Annotated in this window: 16 protein-coding genes; 1 reads left to right on the forward strand and 15 read right to left on the reverse strand. The window is 50.3% G+C overall.

Going from position 1 to position 16,437, the window contains the following annotated elements:
* Position 1: 1 nt before the first annotated feature.
* The 15 genes from ACM9J1_RS07100 to ACM9J1_RS07170 are packed head-to-tail and all read right to left on the reverse strand — an operon-like array spanning position 2 to position 15,571.
* Positions 2 to 1,141, reverse strand: coding sequence for a glycosyltransferase family 4 protein (locus tag ACM9J1_RS07100; protein WP_415581337.1), 1,140 nt, complete (start codon positions 1,139 to 1,141; stop codon positions 2 to 4).
* Between the two features lie 60 nt (positions 1,142 to 1,201).
* Entirely contained in the window at positions 1,202 to 1,774 is a 573-nt protein-coding gene (locus tag ACM9J1_RS07105) for a serine O-acetyltransferase (RefSeq protein WP_415581338.1), read from the reverse strand.
* 13 nt (positions 1,775 to 1,787) lie between these two features.
* Entirely contained in the window at positions 1,788 to 3,191 is a 1,404-nt protein-coding gene (locus ACM9J1_RS07110) for a UDP-glycosyltransferase (RefSeq protein ID WP_415581339.1), read from the reverse strand.
* Positions 3,188 to 4,891: an asparagine synthase (glutamine-hydrolyzing) gene (gene asnB / locus ACM9J1_RS07115; RefSeq protein WP_415581340.1), complete on the reverse strand. Its 1,704-nt coding sequence runs from the start codon at positions 4,889 to 4,891 to the stop codon at positions 3,188 to 3,190. Before asnB ends, ACM9J1_RS07110 begins: the two co-directional genes overlap by 4 nt.
* Entirely contained in the window at positions 4,891 to 5,754 is an 864-nt protein-coding gene (locus ACM9J1_RS07120; RefSeq protein WP_415581341.1) for an FkbM family methyltransferase, read from the reverse strand. Before ACM9J1_RS07120 ends, asnB begins: the two co-directional genes overlap by 1 nt.
* Positions 5,754 to 6,467, reverse strand: a complete 714-nt coding sequence (locus tag ACM9J1_RS07125; protein ID WP_415581342.1) for an acylneuraminate cytidylyltransferase family protein — start codon at positions 6,465 to 6,467, stop codon at positions 5,754 to 5,756. The genes ACM9J1_RS07120 and ACM9J1_RS07125 overlap by 1 nt, the downstream gene beginning before the upstream one ends.
* Positions 6,467 to 7,624 (reverse strand): UDP-N-acetylglucosamine 2-epimerase, encoded by a 1,158-nt coding sequence (gene neuC / locus ACM9J1_RS07130; protein WP_415581343.1) that lies wholly within the window; start codon positions 7,622 to 7,624, stop codon positions 6,467 to 6,469. The genes ACM9J1_RS07125 and neuC overlap by 1 nt, the downstream gene beginning before the upstream one ends.
* Complete coding sequence (locus ACM9J1_RS07135; protein WP_415581344.1) at positions 7,621 to 8,628, reverse strand: N-acetylneuraminate synthase family protein; 1,008 nt, start codon at positions 8,626 to 8,628, stop codon at positions 7,621 to 7,623. Before ACM9J1_RS07135 ends, neuC begins: the two co-directional genes overlap by 4 nt.
* A 22-nt stretch (positions 8,629 to 8,650) precedes the next feature.
* The gene (locus ACM9J1_RS07140) at positions 8,651 to 9,553 is read right to left on the reverse strand and encodes a glycosyltransferase family 2 protein (RefSeq protein ID WP_415581345.1); all 903 of its coding nucleotides are present in this window, start codon (positions 9,551 to 9,553) and stop codon (positions 8,651 to 8,653) included.
* Positions 9,541 to 10,521, reverse strand: coding sequence for a glycosyltransferase family A protein (locus ACM9J1_RS07145; RefSeq protein ID WP_415581346.1), 981 nt, complete (start codon positions 10,519 to 10,521; stop codon positions 9,541 to 9,543). The genes ACM9J1_RS07140 and ACM9J1_RS07145 overlap by 13 nt, the downstream gene beginning before the upstream one ends.
* Positions 10,505 to 11,416 (reverse strand): glycosyltransferase, encoded by a 912-nt coding sequence (locus ACM9J1_RS07150; RefSeq protein WP_415581347.1) that lies wholly within the window; start codon positions 11,414 to 11,416, stop codon positions 10,505 to 10,507. Before ACM9J1_RS07150 ends, ACM9J1_RS07145 begins: the two co-directional genes overlap by 17 nt.
* A complete protein-coding gene (locus ACM9J1_RS07155; protein ID WP_415581348.1) occupies positions 11,417 to 12,922 on the reverse strand; it encodes a glycosyltransferase in 1,506 nt (501 codons plus the stop codon). It abuts the gene before it with no gap.
* Entirely contained in the window at positions 12,919 to 13,446 is a 528-nt protein-coding gene (locus ACM9J1_RS07160; RefSeq protein WP_415581349.1) for a class I SAM-dependent methyltransferase, read from the reverse strand. Before ACM9J1_RS07160 ends, ACM9J1_RS07155 begins: the two co-directional genes overlap by 4 nt.
* Positions 13,443 to 14,705, reverse strand: coding sequence for an ABC transporter ATP-binding protein (locus tag ACM9J1_RS07165; RefSeq protein WP_415581350.1), 1,263 nt, complete (start codon positions 14,703 to 14,705; stop codon positions 13,443 to 13,445). Before ACM9J1_RS07165 ends, ACM9J1_RS07160 begins: the two co-directional genes overlap by 4 nt.
* Complete coding sequence (locus tag ACM9J1_RS07170; RefSeq protein ID WP_415581351.1) at positions 14,705 to 15,571, reverse strand: ABC transporter permease; 867 nt, start codon at positions 15,569 to 15,571, stop codon at positions 14,705 to 14,707. Before ACM9J1_RS07170 ends, ACM9J1_RS07165 begins: the two co-directional genes overlap by 1 nt.
* Before the next feature lie 156 nt (positions 15,572 to 15,727).
* Here ACM9J1_RS07170 and ACM9J1_RS07175 point away from each other — a divergent pair, with 156 nt between their 5' ends.
* On the forward strand, positions 15,728 to 16,435 hold the full coding sequence (locus ACM9J1_RS07175; RefSeq protein WP_415581352.1) for a tyrosine-protein phosphatase: 708 nt from the start codon (positions 15,728 to 15,730) through the stop codon (positions 16,433 to 16,435).
* The last annotated feature ends 2 nt before the right edge of the window (positions 16,436 to 16,437 follow it).

The following is a 16,437-nucleotide window of genomic DNA, read 5'->3' on the forward strand; positions in this document are numbered from 1 at the left end:
GTTATTTGTTTAACAGGCGTTGGTAATATTCGGCATTACTTCGGGCGACGACAGCGATATCGAAAACGGACAACACCCTTTGCCGCGCCGCCTTGCCAATCGATTCCCGCAACACAGCATCCTCAAGCAACGCCGTAATTTTTCGTGCGTACAGTTCGTGGTTGGCTGGATGCACTAACCATCCTGAAATGCCGTCTTCGATAACTTCCGGTGCCCAGCCGATGTCCGAGGCTACAATGGCCTTTTCCATTGCCATCGCCTCAATCCAGGACACGGGCAGCGCTTCCGCAAAAGTAGGAAAAACGCAAACCGATGCTTCACGGATGCACGATTGGATTTCGGTGTAAGCCACGCCACCGCGGTAACTGACTTTCTTACGGGCCGAATCGGTGAAAAGCGGTTGCATCATCGCCCAGGTTGAGGCGTTGCCAGATTGGATATCTCTTGCATCGCGGCCTACCAACACGAGTTCGGCGGCAGGATTCATTTCGTGGACTTTGTTGAAGATGTGCGGCAGTTCAAGCAATCCCTTTTTGCGGATGAGCGTACCAAAATACAATATGGTCTGCGACGATGTGGCGCCTGCCGGGGCAAATGACGCAGCATCTATGCTGTTCGGGATGATGGTGAAATCCCGGTGCAGCCCGAAGATTTCGTTGGTGACATCTGCCGTAAACCGACTCACGGACAGTACCGCATCGGCATTTTGCAGCGCGCGCTTTTCGTGGAACCGATTGGCCCATTTCACCGCGCGTTTGTCCAGATGGCAGAAATACGTATCGGATCCGTTGAGGCGTATCACAACCTTGCATTTGGTGTTTATGAATGACGTAATGCCCGTCCAGTCTGGCGCTTCCACAACATCGAGCCTGTCATCGGCGTGCAACTGATTGATGATCCGCTGGATTTTCTTGCGTGTGAAATACCAGGACAAACCCTTGATTTTGACATTGCGGACGCGGTAAAATGAAACGCCGTTTTCCTCAAAATGTTCGTCGCGATCCTGGCCGTAAACCAACACCAACGGCTGGTATCCGAGAGCTGCCAAACCGCGCGTCATGTTCTGTATGCTCGTGCCGATTCCGCCGGAAGTACCGGTTTTGGGGTGCGGGAATTCGGGTGTGAGGAAAGCGATTTTCATTGCGTGCAATGATACTATAAATTTCGCGAAAAAGCCTTTGTTTGCGCCAGAAAAAAGCCGTTAAACCGGATTTCCGATGTAGCCTTCGGAACCTTTTCCGGAGATGATTTGTGCCGATGGCGCCGCAACGACCGAACCTGCAGGCACGTCGAAATGCACAACAGCGTTCGCACCAACCAGCACGTCGTCGCCAATGGCAATATCGCCCAGAATGACCGCGCCCGGCCCGATGAATACGCGGTTCCCGATTTTGGGTATCCCGGCGTTCTTACCGCGGTTCAGGATTCCGATGGTCATGCCTTGCGAGAGCGTGCAGTTTTCGCCCAATTCCGCGTCGCCATGAATAACGATGCCGCCGAAATGCCCGATGTACAAACCTTTCCCGATTTTAGTCCGGTAGGAAATGTCAAAACCGTAATGGTATTTCAAGCGCCGCAACCAAAGGAAATAAAAGTAAAACAGCAAGCGGTTTTTGTAACGGTAATGCTGGCACAGCCTGAAGATGATGCTGAACTTGATGCCGGGAATCACTTCGAAAAATGCGTATTTGATGAACGTCCGCAACCCGAAAGTCCGCACGCGCCCATAACGGAGCAAGTCTTGTTCGATCAAATATTTCGCGCTGTGTTCCACGGGTGAAAGGTAACTATTTTTTGCGACGGACCATCTCATCAAATGCTGACACCATGCGTTGGGAAGCTTCGGCCGCGGGCAATACATTGATGCGCTCGAACCACCGGCGCGCCTCAGTCACGGGATTGGTCTTGCCTAAGAGCACGTCGTTGACTTTATCGGCAATCTCATCGGCACTGTTGAGCCAGACGACAGCATTTTTAGACGGCATCGACCGGAAATGGATGAAATTATAAATCGTTTTGACGCTCCAACCCGGCTGTAAAGATTGGGCTACGTCATAATTGATGTAAGCACACGGTTTACCGAATGACGCATAATCGAAAACCATAGAAGAACCCAGATTGATGACCATTTCCGTATGGGCGATGGTGTTCATCTGCAATACCAGGTCAGCCTTAGTGGGCAACATCCCATTCCAGGCGCCGCCGACTTTTTCCCATTTCGGATTCACCGGTACGATGACATCTTTATAATCCGCAAGGATGCGATCATAGCGGTCTGAAAAGTCCACCGGGCAACGCCGGAACAGCAAGCCCAATTGACCACCGCTGGCGTTGAGTTGTCGGATCGCTTGCGCCGTATCGGCCAAATATTGCGGGTCGTTGGGCGATGTGGTCACGTCGTCACCTGAATAACAAATGTATTTCTTGGCAGGATCAAGTTGGTGTTCGGCAAAAAACGCATCGCGCGATACCAAAAGACTTTCATCTGAATGCGGTTCGAATTGCGGCGTGCCGGTCACGAAAATCTGGTCGTCGGCGATATAATCATAGTAGTACTGCAATTCCTTTTTCATGTGCGCACTCCAAACCACGTAAAAATCAGGCTCGAGCGCCATGGTTGCCTTCGGCAGATTGTCCCAGGAAAAAATGAATGTGGCCGTAGGAATGCCGAGGTCTTGCGCAGCCAACACAGGCGCCATACAGGAGACCGTTCGCTGGTTGGTGCAGAAAATCAAATCCGGCTTCTCGGCTTTCAGTGTTTCAAGACATTGCCGATAATACGGCGTCGAACGTTCGCGGCGCTTGATCTGGGCGCGCACTTTCCTGATTCCCGAATCCGAATCGTGCCACAAAATCGACGCACGCGTAAGCCAAGAACGCAGGGTTTGTTTGAGATCGGAATACGAAAAACCGAACCGATAACTGTCGTAAACCCGATCTTTGGACCGGCGAATATTGCGGTTCAAATCAACCTGTATCCTGACATTTTTCAGGACATACGTCATCGGGTGCGGCCGCGAACCGGAAATCTTGATCTCATGGAAACCCAGCGTGGTCAAATCGAAAGCGGTGTCGTTCCAGAACGTGACATCGAAACCTTGCGCTTTGGCGTGCGCGCAAAACCCGCCGTAGGCAAAATTCCTCAGCCCGACGCCATCGGGAACCAAAATAAAGAGTTTCTTGTTTTTCATACACACAGGGCCACGCTCACCCATTGCCAGACGTGGAACGACGAGGCTTGGTCGCCGTCCTGATATTGCTGCCAGGCTTTTTGCAGCCGGTCTCGGTCAAACCAACTTCCGGCGGGCGATTGCGCGATTTTTCCGAGGCAAATATCGACAAAAGGTTTCAAATCATTGGCCAACCATTCCCGTTGCGGCGTCTGGAGCGGCCGTTTCGGGGCAAAAACCAATGCATCGGATAAATATTCGGCGGCAAGGTCGCGCAACAGCCATTTCCGGACACCGTCGCGAATCTTAAAATCTACTGGGCGCGAAAAGGCAAATTCCACCAAACGGTAATCCAGGAACGGTTCCCGCAATTCGGTACCGTAAGCCATGGAAACACGGTCATTGAACCGCAACGCGCGCGGTATTTTGGTGTAGAACAAATCCCGGTATTGTTTGTTGCGCATGTCGTCGTCGAACGGCTTCGGGTAAACTGGTTTTTCGGCCAGTCGGAAAAACGCTTCAGATAAAACTTCCGGCTTATACGGCGATCCGGCAACGCCTTGAATGGTGACGTCGTCAGATTTTACGTAATAATCATAACCAGCCCATTGTTCGTCCATGCCTTGCCCGTCGAGCAAAACCTTCACACCGTCGCGGCGGGCGCGCTGGAACAACTTCGCATACGCCAGTGTTGGGATACCGCCGAAGGGTTCGTCTTCATGGAAGCTGATATTTTCAGCCAACGCCGAGATTTCATCAGGTTGCAGCAACACTTTCTGGAGCGGGTTTTCGGTGTGTGCAATCATCATTTCTACCCACGGCAATTCGTCGTAATCCGGATTTCCGGTGTAGAATGTGTAGGCGTTGATGTGGCTGTGTCCATGCGCAAAATCATTCACCATGGCCAGCAAGACCGAACTATCCAGCCCGCCGCTGATGTTGAAACCAACCGGAACGTCGGCCCGGAACCGCAAGGCGATGCTGTCTTTGAGCAGCGCGACGTAATGCGACTTTGATGCTTCGTAGGAAAGATTTTGGGGCTGCTTTTTTACTTCGGCAACGAAATCATACCACTGTCCAGTTTTCAGGTTCCCTTGTTGCCATTCCAGCCAAAACCCACCCGGTAATTGCTTGATATCTTTCCAAAAGGTTTCGTCGGGTTGCCCATAATCGCCATACACCAGATACGACGCCCAGACTTTTTCATCGGGCAAAGCTGGAATGCCAGCCGCATGGATCGCTTTGATTTCGGATGAAAAATAAAGATTCCCATCCTTAACTGTATAGTTGAACGGCTTCACGCCGAAGCGGTCGCGCGCCGCAAACAACGATTGGGTTTCCTTGTCCCAAATGGCCAACGCGAACATGCCGTTGAGTTTGGGCAACATCTGTTTTCCGAAAATCGTCCAGGCCGCGAGCAGGACTTCTGTGTCAGACTGGGTTACAAAATCATAGCGGTCGCGCAATTCGTCGCGCAGTTCCAGATAATTGTAGATTTCGCCGTTGAACACCATGACGTACCGGCCGCTATAATCGGTGAATGGCTGGTTGGCACATTCAGACAAATCAATGATAGACAGTCGGTTGTGACCCAAAGCCGTAGTTTGCGAATCCACAAATTCCCCGGTTGCATCTGGGCCGCGGTGTTTTTGGGCGCGAAGCATCGCAGCAAGTTTTTCTGCTGTTGCTTGTTGGCCAACGATGCCTGTAATCCCGCACATTAGAGTAGATTTTGATTGACGCCGATGGTGAGTTCGCCCGACTCGAAATACGTAAACCCGTGCGCCGCCAATATTTTGTAGATCGCTTCACGGCAATCAAATTCGTCGTGGATTTCTATAGCGATGCATTTGGTGATGTCCAGGAATGATACATCTGAATGGTCGCCGGCGAAGATTTCTTTTTCGGAACCTTCGATGTCGATTTTCAGGATGTCGATTTTGTCGATGCCGAACCGCGACACCAGATGTTGCACCGAAAATGCTTCCAAGCCGTCCGGGCTTTCCGTTTCCTGAACGCGGATGGACCAATCTTTCCCATCGCGGAAATCGTGCACCAATTCTAACCGCGCATTTCGGCTCCAAAGCCCGGCGCGTAACGGCGTAAATTGTTTCACACGGTTTTCCTGAAGGTTAAACGACATCACATCGAAATTGCCAGCATCCGGTTCGATACACACAAAGCGTGCGTTCGGGAAGAATCGCGACAGATAAAGTGACGTCAGCCCGATATTGCTGCCGGCATCGATAATGTTCAACTGGGCATTCGCACTGAAATAATGAGTGAAAGTATCCACCAACGTCTTGTATTCCAAGTCATGAAACACTTGCCGGAACACGGACAAATCGCTCGACGGCCACTTCCTGGTCTTGATCTGCGCTTTCCATTCCGGGAAGAATGAAGCGTAGTAGTCAGGACCTTCGGCTTTCAGAAAACCATCGCTGATGATGAGTTGGTTGTAGTATTCGTTGAGCTCGCGTTCGGCATCCGTAGGCGTTTTCCCCAACAAGCGCTTGAGCAAATACACCGGCATCTTAACAAGGTTGCCGAAATTGAGCCGGTAAAGGTGCAATAGTTTCCGCATTACAAATCGAGTAAGGCTATTATTTTATGGTCGCATGCCATGGTTTCGGCCGTTGCCCAATCCTTCGGCGTATCAATGTTGACATACAGCGCCGGGTCATTTTCGCAGTATGCTATCCTTTTCCCGAAAAGACTTCCGTTTTTGATGACTTCGGCTTTGGAGATGTAGACCGAACCGTCTCGGTGAAACGCCGCGGGCAGCGCCTGACGTCTCGGGATGATTTTCTCGTCGCCTGTCGCAATCGTCAAAAAACCATCTGCACCGGGTTCAAACACCCAATGCGGATTGTACTCGTGCGGCACTGGCAACACGCTCACCAGCGAATCTGCACCGGACGCGGCAAACACCTGTATCGCGCGGTCAATGAAACCTTTTTCACGAAACGGACTCGTGGGCTGCAACAGGCATACGGCATCGAAAAACACGCCTTGATCTTCATAAAATGACAGGGCGTGTTGCACGACTTCCAACGACGTCGAATGGTCTCGCGCCAAGGCTTCCGGACGCAAAAATGGTGGTTGCACACCGTACTGGGCAGCCACAGAAAAAATGGCTTCGCTGTCCGTGGAAACGATGGTTTGCGCCAGTGAAGCTGCCGCTTTCGCCGATGCAATACTGTACGCGATCAGCGGCTTCTCACCGAGCAACTTGATGTTTTTATTCGGGACGCCTTTCGAGCCGCCACGTGCCGGTATCAAGCCGAGGACTTTCATCAGTATGTGATGGTTTTATGGAATTTCAACGGCAGGTCAGTCAATAAATCGGCTATTTTCTTTCCGGCGTCGCCGCCGCCATAAACCGATGACGGTGTGCGGTTTCCGGATGCAATCGTGCGTTGTACGGCTTGTGCGATTTCGTTTTCGTCATAATCGACATCGAGGACGTTGCTGCCCCGATCGCGCCTATTTTGTCTTGAACCGATGTTCACCACAGGAATTCCCATGAACGAACATTCGCGGATGCCCACGCTGGAATTGCCGATCAAACAAAGCGATTGGTCCAGCAGGTTCAGGAAATCATCGCCTTCCATGTTCTTGAAAAAGTGGACGTTTTCCATTTCGTACCGTTCGCGGTAAGAACGGATGCCGCTAGACGTACCGTCGGCGCCCGCATCTACATTCGGCCAGAACCAAAGTGTGGGCAAGTTGAGTTGCTGTACCGCACGCAAAGTGGCTTCGATGTGTTTGCGTGAATCCTGGTATTCAGTCGTCACCGGATGTTGCATCACTACGAGATAACCGTTATCCAGCGCCGGTTTCGAACCAACGCCGCCGTATTTTTCATAAGGATCGAATGCCAATCCTTTCCTGTTTTTGACTTGTTGCGCGATGTCGATGGAAGGGCAACCCGTGTTGAACACCGAAGCCGGATCTTCGCCCAATTGTATGACGCGCTTCGCGGCACTTTCGGAGGCCACGAAATGATAATCGGCCAATTTGGTGATGGCGTGCCGTACTTTCTCATCGATGTTGCCCGTGACTTCGCCGCCTTGAATGTGCGCCAGCGGAATGTTCATGTACGAGGCCGAAATCGCTGTGGCCATCGTCTCGAAACGGTCGGCAACGGTCACCACGACATCTGGCTTGAGGTTGTCGAAAACGGTAGACAACTCCAAAATCCCGATGCCTGTTGTCTTGGCCGCTGCCGTCAGGTTTTCGCCTTCAAGCACGTTGAACACGCGCGCGGCAACCTCAAAACCGTCCTTCTCCATGTAATTGATGGCGCTTCCGTAACGGTCGAGCAACGCAGAAGCCGCCACGATGAGCTGCAATTCCAACGACGGATGTTCCTTGATGGCCTGCAACACGGTCTTGACGCGGCTGTACGATGGGCGCGCAGTAATGACAACGGCTATTTTTCTTCTGCTCATGCTAAATCTTCTTCCTTTAAAAAATCCCAACGTGTTTTGGCTACGGCCAGCGTCCGGCCGATGACTTCTCGAAAACCGGAAGCTGGCATCCCGAAACCTTTGGGCTTTTTACTTTCCAGATCATCGAACGTGATGACGTGGCCGGCCGGTAGGTCTTTGTTGACGGCGAGGGATTTTTCGAATATATTCTTGAGTTCGCCAAAGGCGGAATTGTCGTTCTTATTGACCTGGACTGATAGCGCCGTTTGGATGTCGCGCACGGCATTGGCCAACTGCGTCGCTTCGGGCAAGGTCAAAGACGCGATGGCGTCCGGGCCAAACATCGCGCGGTCGAAAACCACGTGGAATTCGAGTATTTCTGCACCCAAGGCCACGGCTGCAATACCGGTGGCGACTTTGGCCGAATGGTCTGAAAAACCGATGGCCACGTGGTAGCGTTCCTTTAATTCGCGGATGACATTCAACCCGTATTGCTCGGGTTTTGTAGGATATGCCGTCGTGCATTGCAGGATTGAAAAATCAACTTCTTTGTCCCGAAGGAATGCCACGGCCTGATCGAGTTCTGCGAGGTTGCTCATGCCCGAAGACAAAATCACCGGCTTTTGCGTTTGGGCGACTTTCTCCAAAAGCAGGAAATTGTTGACTTCGCCCGACCCGATTTTGTACATTTTCACCCCGATTTCCTCCAACCAATCTACGGCCAGGTTGCTGAACGGCGAACAGATGAAATCCAAACCCACATCGTCGCAGTGTTTTTTTAAACCTTTCCATTGGTCGAGCGTGAACGCCATCCGCTTCCAATAATCAAATCGCGTGTCGTCTTCAAAGGAGAACTTCACGCGGAACGGCTCATGGATGCTGCTTTCGGCTTCGGCCAGATGCAACTGGAACTTGATGGCCTGTACGCCGGTTCTGGCGACAGCATCGATGTACGCGTGTGCCACACCCAGACTGCCATCGTGGGCTTGGGCGATTTCGGCGATAAGATAGGGTTTGTGTTCCATCAGGTTAGCGGAAGTAAAAATACTAATTTTCGGCAGACCAATAGATTTTTGTTTCGGGCAGTTTCTGGAATTCACGCCATTGCGATGGTGTTAAGGCCGTTCGATTCCTGCGGTAGTTCGGGATCGAAAACAGCACGTCTGCGAGCGCCAGGAACATCGGTTTGAAAACCATAGTTTGCCCGCGGAAGATCTTCTGGGTTTGCATCCAAAGCGAATAGGCCAGCCGGCGTGGGATTTTTGCCCACGGATAGAACAGAAAATACAAATGCCAGTCGTTGCGAAGGTTTCGCCGGTAGCGCAGGGAAAACCCTTTCATCGTCCGGCGCGCTTTCATATCGACGCGGTGGTGCACCAATAGCTCCGGAACGTAATGGATTTCCCATCCGAAACGGAATAAATGCAGCGCCGCAAACATTTCTTCGCCATAAAACTCAAACCATTCCGGATAGTTGGGAATGTTGCGCCAAGCTTCCATGCGCCAGATGTGGCCGCAACCCACAAAACCCTTGACGCGGTGCATCTTGTCTAGGCTTTCGGTCCGGTCAGGCGCTTCCATTCCCCAGAAAATGCGACACGCCATCAGGCCGCATTGTGGATATTTCTCCAAATGACGGGCAATGGCTTCGAGCGGGTTTTCGGTTAGGAAATGGGCATCGTCATCGAGCGAAACGGCATACGTGGCCGATGTTTCGTTGAGCATTGTATTGCGGCAAAAGATGTAGCCTTTTGACGATTCGTTGCGGTGCAGGACAACCTGCGGGAATTGCGCCTTAATGGCGTCGGATGTGCCGTCTGTGGAACCGTCGTCGAACACTACGCAAGCTACGGTTGGCGAGAGCAGTGGCGCGATTTTCGAAAGCGTGAGCATCAAATCATCCCTGCGGTCTTTGGTGGAAATCAGGATGGAAAATGTTACCTGTTCCATTTGAATTTGATGAAGATTTTTCCGAGGAGCCATTTGCAGAACCGGATGGGTTTGGCCTCGATGACAGTCGGACGGATGCGGTGGAAAATTTCTGTATCCAAGAGATCGGCGCCTTCATTTCGATGCCCGGAAACCACATCGTCAAGCGTGTTGCCCATATGGTAGATATAATTTTCTACCGTAGAAAGACGGTGCAGCCCGGCGTCGTCGGCCAAGCGGTCTATAAAATTTTCCTCATACGAATTCTTGAACTTTACCTCAGGAAACGTATAGACATTCCTGAACTGGCCTGTGCGGTAAGTAGCCACGACATGGTATGCGCCAATCACGGCTGGCTGCGGCATTCTCAAGATGAACTGTTTTTGCCGCCAGTCGAAATCGGCGCCTTTCCGTTCGATAAGCTTTGGTAAATTCGTGCCTTTAAGATACAAATCTATGGCGTCGTCCGAGACGTGTTTGCCGTAAGACACGTTACCGTAAAGGCTGTTCATCCCAAACACGCTCTTGTTGAAATAAAATGTCGTGAACGGGCACGGATGCGGTGATACGACGCCTGCTTTCGGGTGGTCCGAAAATACGTCGAAAACGGCTTGTTCCCAGCCATCATAAAATAAGATATCGGCATCGGATATGGTCACGAACTCCTCATACACGCCGCGCACTTCGCTGAGTACGGCATAAACCTTTCCTTTGTTTTCGAGGTGTTCGACGTATTTGTCAATGGCGTGCCGATACTTTTGCGCGACTGCTTTGCCGCGAAGTCCGCTTCCGTTGTCGATCAAGGTAATGCAAGTAGTCTGCGGATTAACGGTTTGCACCAACGATGATAGGCATTTGTCCAGCACGTCGGGCAATTCACGGAAGTATTCCTCGTCGCTGTCGGGGATGTAAAAAACAACCACTACACGATGTTTCCACAATGTATTCGTAGTTCCTTTTTCCTTTTCTGGGTTATTGCCTACCCGCATATCTATGGTTTAAAGTGACGATGATTTCCCGAAGGAATTTGAAAACCCGGCCCAACTCAAGCCTTAACAGATAGTAAGATAAAATTTTAATGGCATATCCGACAGCTTTTTTATTGACAAGATAAATTCTCTCGGCCTGATCAAAAATAAGTTGCTGTTGCGCCTTGCTAAAATGCTTGATGTGTCCGAGTAAAACAATGTAGAACCGTTGTGAGGCGCTGTTCTTGACCAGCAGATTGTCTTTTTTACCGCTGATGCTGACCTCGGAAACCCTTACATTCACCACGCTGCCCAACGTAAATACATTCCCGAAACCCGAAAATTCCAACACCGCAAGTTCGTCTGAATGCCACGCCAACGGAAAGTCACGAAATTTCTTCGTCTTCGCGGTATGCTGGTCAAAAATGTATTCGCTCAAGGAACTGCGCGACCGGTGTTGGTATTTGCGGATCAGGAAATCAGTAGCCGTTTCAATTTCCGGATGCGAATACAGGTCTGAAATCGGCGCCGATGAGGCATTAATCTTTCGGGTGACAAACCTGATAACCTTAATATTCAGGGCTTCAATGGTGGCTGCGCGCGCGTAAAAAGACGCCACACAATCTGGCTCGAGTGTATCGTCGTCGCCGAGAATCATAAGCCAGCGTTCGTCACGCGTCATGGCCATGCAACGTTCCCATTGCCGCACCAAAGAAACGCTGCCCAGATTTTCATTGAAACGCTTGTAGTGAAAGTCAAACGCATCTTTGAAACGGGCGAGCACAGGATCGGGGCTCTCCGGACTGGCATCGTCGCCCATGTAAACCGTGAAGCGTTTGTCGGTCTGGGCGGCTAAAGATTGCAGCGTTTCCTCCAAAAACCGCAACCGGTAATATGGTATGACGATCGCCAGCATCTATTTAAAAACCGATTTGACTTTGCGCCAGATCTTCGAAGCAATTTTTTTGGGTTTCTTTCGGTTTGATTTCACGTACGAATAGCTTTTGTACAGCGCGAAAGCCTTGCGGTATATAGCACTTTGCTCAAAACTGTTCTTGGATTGCTGCAACTCAGAGAGTGCACGGCTGTAAAACATTACGCGTCGGGTAAGCGCCAGAACGTTATTGGCTTGCCCAGGTGAATGCTGGCGGTATTCCAGATTCGTGTTGGTCACTTTCTTGGCATCCCAGCCCTGGTTGACCATGCGTTGGAACAAGTGGTAATCCTCGGCTGTGCCGGAAGCTTTGTACCCGCCAACGGCTTCGTAAGCCTTTCTCCGGAACATGGACGAACCTTGGATGAAATTACCGGCCTGAAGTTCGGCCTGTAAATCATTCCGGTTTCCGAACACAGGAAAACTGATTTGATAGTAGGTCTCGCCGATGACGCCGCCCTGTCTCGAGGCCGGAAACGTTTCGTAGAGTTTTTTGGCCCGCGGCCCAAAGAGTGCATAGTCCGTATAGGCCACGCCGATATTGGCATCTGAATCCAATACGTCTGCCGAAGCCTCGAGGTAATTGCTTACCAAACGGTTGTCGGCGCCAAGGAAGAAAATATAGTCGCCGGTGGTTAGGCTGATGGCTTTGTTGAAATGATCCACAATGCCGAGATTTTTAGGGTTTCGGTTGTACCGGACCAGATGCGGATATTTTCGTACATAGGTTTCGGCAATCAGCTGCGTATCATCGTCTGAGCAATCATCTGAAATCAAGATTTCATCGGGCAGAATGGTTTGCCGCAGTACAGACTCGACGGCCTCAATCAAGAATGCGCCATAGTTGTAAGAGGCGACGATACATGAGATTTTCGCGCCCCGAAGCGACGTTTTACTCACTACAGTCAGGCGATTGAGGATGTACGGATCTGTATCGTTGCCTTGGATGCAACTCACCGCTCCGACGAAATTTTTCCTGACTTCGGCAACCAACACATCATTGAATTCTCCGTGCGGGTAGGCAAACCACTTGAAACCATCCGGATCGAGTGCTTTTACATCTTCCGGGATTGAAAGTTCGTGGGCGATGCGTTCACGATCTGTGATGTCTTTCATATTCGGGTGGCTGCGCGTGTGCCATTGCAAACGACCCTTGTTTTGAACGAGTTCCTTGAGTTCTTCGGCCGAGGCAAACGCCGAATTGGGTTCAACCGAGTCAAACTCATTGGGCAACCCAATATAATCTGACGTGACGAAAAGTTCGAACGGATAGTCAAACTTTCGCATGATCGGCAAGGCATACTCGAGGACGTTTTTATAGATACCATCAAAAGTAATCACGACCTGATTGGGGTTGGCCGGGTCGTAATCGTCGAGATACACCACTTCCTTGTGGGCGATTTCGGCCATTTGCCGGTAAAAATCGTTCACGAAAACCCACCACATTGTTGGCGAACTCGGAAAGACTTTGTGGTACATGAGTATCATTTGACGTAAATTTCGAGGTTATGGGTAAACTGCCTATAATCGTAAAAAGTCTGCTTGATCTTCAAGTACGGGAATTGTGATTGGTACCATTCATCAATGTGTACAGATACCAGCACACCGCCTTTTTCAAGCAACGAGTCAACCAGCAAATACACCAGCTTGTCTGCTTTGTCTATATACTGCGGGTACAACACGCCGGTGATGACAATAAGGTCGAACTTTTGGTCAAAAAGTTTCGTCAGTTCAAAGATGGAACCTTGCTTAAAATGCAAACGATTGGTCGCAATTCCTTGTGCGTGTGCAATCGCGGTTTCCGAAATATCGACGCCATAGACTTGGTCACCGGGCAGCTCTTTGGTGATGAAACCTTGCCCGCACCCGATATCCAAAACATTTCGGTATGCCCGAACCGGCAGTTCGGCAAGCAATACGTCGCGGCGTTGCAAATCGTCTGGGTTGTTGTCATAACCCCACGGGTCGGCTTGGCTGTGGAACTGGTCGAGCTCTTCCTTTCTTTGTATCATGGCATTCTCCAATTGTGATCTATGGTGATCATTCCCCATTGCGGGTTCACGGTCTTTCCGTTCCCAAAAATATCATTTTCCTCGACGTTAAACTCCGCTACATTCTCAATATAGTCCTCAACCCCGAAAATAGAAGATACAAAACAGTTAAGTTGGTAGCTGCCTTTTACCAAACACAGCCCGGGCACTTCGCATATTACCGTTCCGGAAGGCGGAATCTGTTTGAGCTGGTTTTTGAATTCGGACGAAATGCTGATGATTTTATTTTCGCGCATGTCCCAGATGCTGATCCCAAAAGCCGAAATCGTCGCGGCATGGTCAAGTTGTTCGTATTGAAGTTCCACGACGAGATTTGAACCGGTCCGAAGATCATCCGGATTGTGGATCACCGCCGAGGTAATCCTCGCGCGGCCACCGCCCACGCGGTCTGTCCGATCACGCAATTCCACATCGGTCAAGGCTTTGTGGCTCCGCAGGTATTCGTCGATTACTGCACCTACGTCGCCAGTGTGTTTCAACTGCCCATTTTTGAGCAAGATTCCGGTCCTGCAAAGGCTTTGTACGGCAGCCATGTTGTGGCTTACGAAAAGTACGGTTCTGCCCTGTCCTTTGCTGATGTCGCCCATTTTGCCAAGACATTTCTTCTGGAATTCGGCATCGCCTACCGCAAGTACTTCGTCAACAATCAGGATTTCACTTTCGAGATGTGCAGCCACCGCAAAGGCAAGCCTGACATACATACCGGAAGAATATCTTTTTACAGGCGTGTCCACATATCGCTCCACACCCGAAAAGTCTATGATTTCATCTAATTTACGGGTAATCTCTTTTTTGCGCATGCCCAAGATCGCGCCATTGAGGTAAATGTTTTCGCGTCCGGTAAGTTCGGGATGAAAACCGGTACCCACTTCCAAGAGGCTGGCAATGCGCCCGCGCACCTTGATTTGGCCCGCTGTGGGCGCGGTAACACGTGACAACACCTTGAGAAGCGTACTTTTTCCAGCGCCATTTCTGCCGATAATGCCCACGGCGTCCCCTTGGTTGACTTCAAAGTTGATGTCGCGCAATGACCACACAATATCGCTGGCACCCTTGATGCTTCGGTCATTGGTTTCGCCAATCTTCAGGAACGGATCTTCCTTTCCCATAACTTTGGTGATCCAGAAACGTTCGAGATCGCGCGAAATGGTGCCCGTTCCAAATTGTCCGATTTGGTAGGCTTTTGATAATTGTTCAACTTTAATGACCGGTTTCCCCATTAGATCGTATCTACGAAATTCTTTTCGGTTTTATTAAAAATAACCACACCGAGGAAAAATACTACGATGGTCACCAAGGACGAATACCCGATGCTTGCCGCAGAAAATTCTCCTTTACCCAAAAACGCAAACCGGAATGCTTCAACAATTCCGGTCATGGGGTTCATCTCGATGACCCAAGCCTTGCCGGGAAATTTCGACTTGGCTTCACTGAGCGGATAGATAATCGTAGTGGCATACATCATGAGTTGCACCCCAAAGGTAATCAGGAATGTAAGGTCTTTGTATTTTGTGGTGACCGCCGTGATGATGAGTCCGAGTCCGAGACCGAGCAGCGCCATGAGCAACACCAAAACAGGAAAAAATGCCATGGCGTAGGTCACTTGAAATTCGGCGCCCTGGACAGCAAAAAAACACATCATCCCGACGAGCAACAATAGTTGCACACCAAACCTGACGAGGTTACTTACAACAATCGACAACGGCATGATGAGCCTCGGGAAATACACTTTACCAAAAATGCTAGCGTTGTCACGAAACACGGTACTGGTCTTGGTTAGGCAATCGGAAAAATAGTTCCAGGCCGTAATACCAGACAGGTAAAAGAGCGCTTTCGGAAGCCCGTCTGTACTGATGCCTGCCAGGTTGCCGAAGACGAAAGTAAACACCAGCATCGTGAAGATGGGCTGGATGAAAAACCACAGCGGGCCAAGTATGGTTTGCTTGTAAAAACTGACGAAATCACGCTTGACGAACATCGCCAGCAGGTCACGGTAGCGCCACAAGTCGCCCCATTTCACATCAAAAAGAGACGTTTGCCCTTTGATGACTAAATCCCAGTCTTCCTGATGGTCGTGAGGTTTCATTTTGGTGGAGTATTACAGGCTGCAAATATAAAAAAATACCAACACGGGGCTGGCTTATTTCGCTGTGTTTTACGGGCAATTGAATAATTTTTTATTTACATTTGAAGGCAACCAAAAGCACTTCATTTGTTCTCGTTTCTCAGCAAAAAACCGTTTTTGAAAGACCTGATCCCCGGTGGTCATACGGACATTCATTCGCACATTCTCCCGGGAATCGACGATGGCGCCAAAACCATTGATGATTCGATTACGCTCCTGAACGGGCTAACCGATGCAGGTTGCACACAATTCGTCACGACACCGCACGTGATGCGAAGCGTCTGGGACAACACCCGGGAAGGCATCGAAGCCAAACTCGCCGAAACCCGGCAATTGCTGGAAAGCCGTGGCATCAATATGTCCATACGTGCCGCCGCCGAATACCTGCTCGATGCCAATTTTGCGGAACAGTTCAAAACCGAGCCGCTGCTCACGCTGAAAGACAACTACGTATTGATTGAGATGTCATACATCAACCCGCCGATCCAGTTATTTGAATTCTTGTTTGAGTTGCAGGTTGCCGGCTACATACCGGTATTGGCGCATCCGGAGCGTTACGGGTTTTACCACAAAGATTTCGGGAAATACGAGCAATTGAAAAACGCCGGCTGCTATTTCCAGATCAATTTGCTTTCAACGGTAGGTTATTACGGGGAAGGCGTTTACAATACCGCCGAAAAGTTGCTCAAAAAAGGCATGATTGACTTTACGGGTTCCGATGCGCACCATGACAAACACATCGCGGCGCTGTCTAAACGTGTGCAATTGAAAGACACGAAGCCACTGGTTGATGCGATGACCAACAACAAGCTATTCCAGCACTGACT

Origin of the sequence: Flavobacterium longum (assembly GCF_965137575.1) — a bacterium.
GTDB lineage: Bacteria > Bacteroidota > Bacteroidia > Flavobacteriales > Flavobacteriaceae > Flavobacterium > Flavobacterium longum.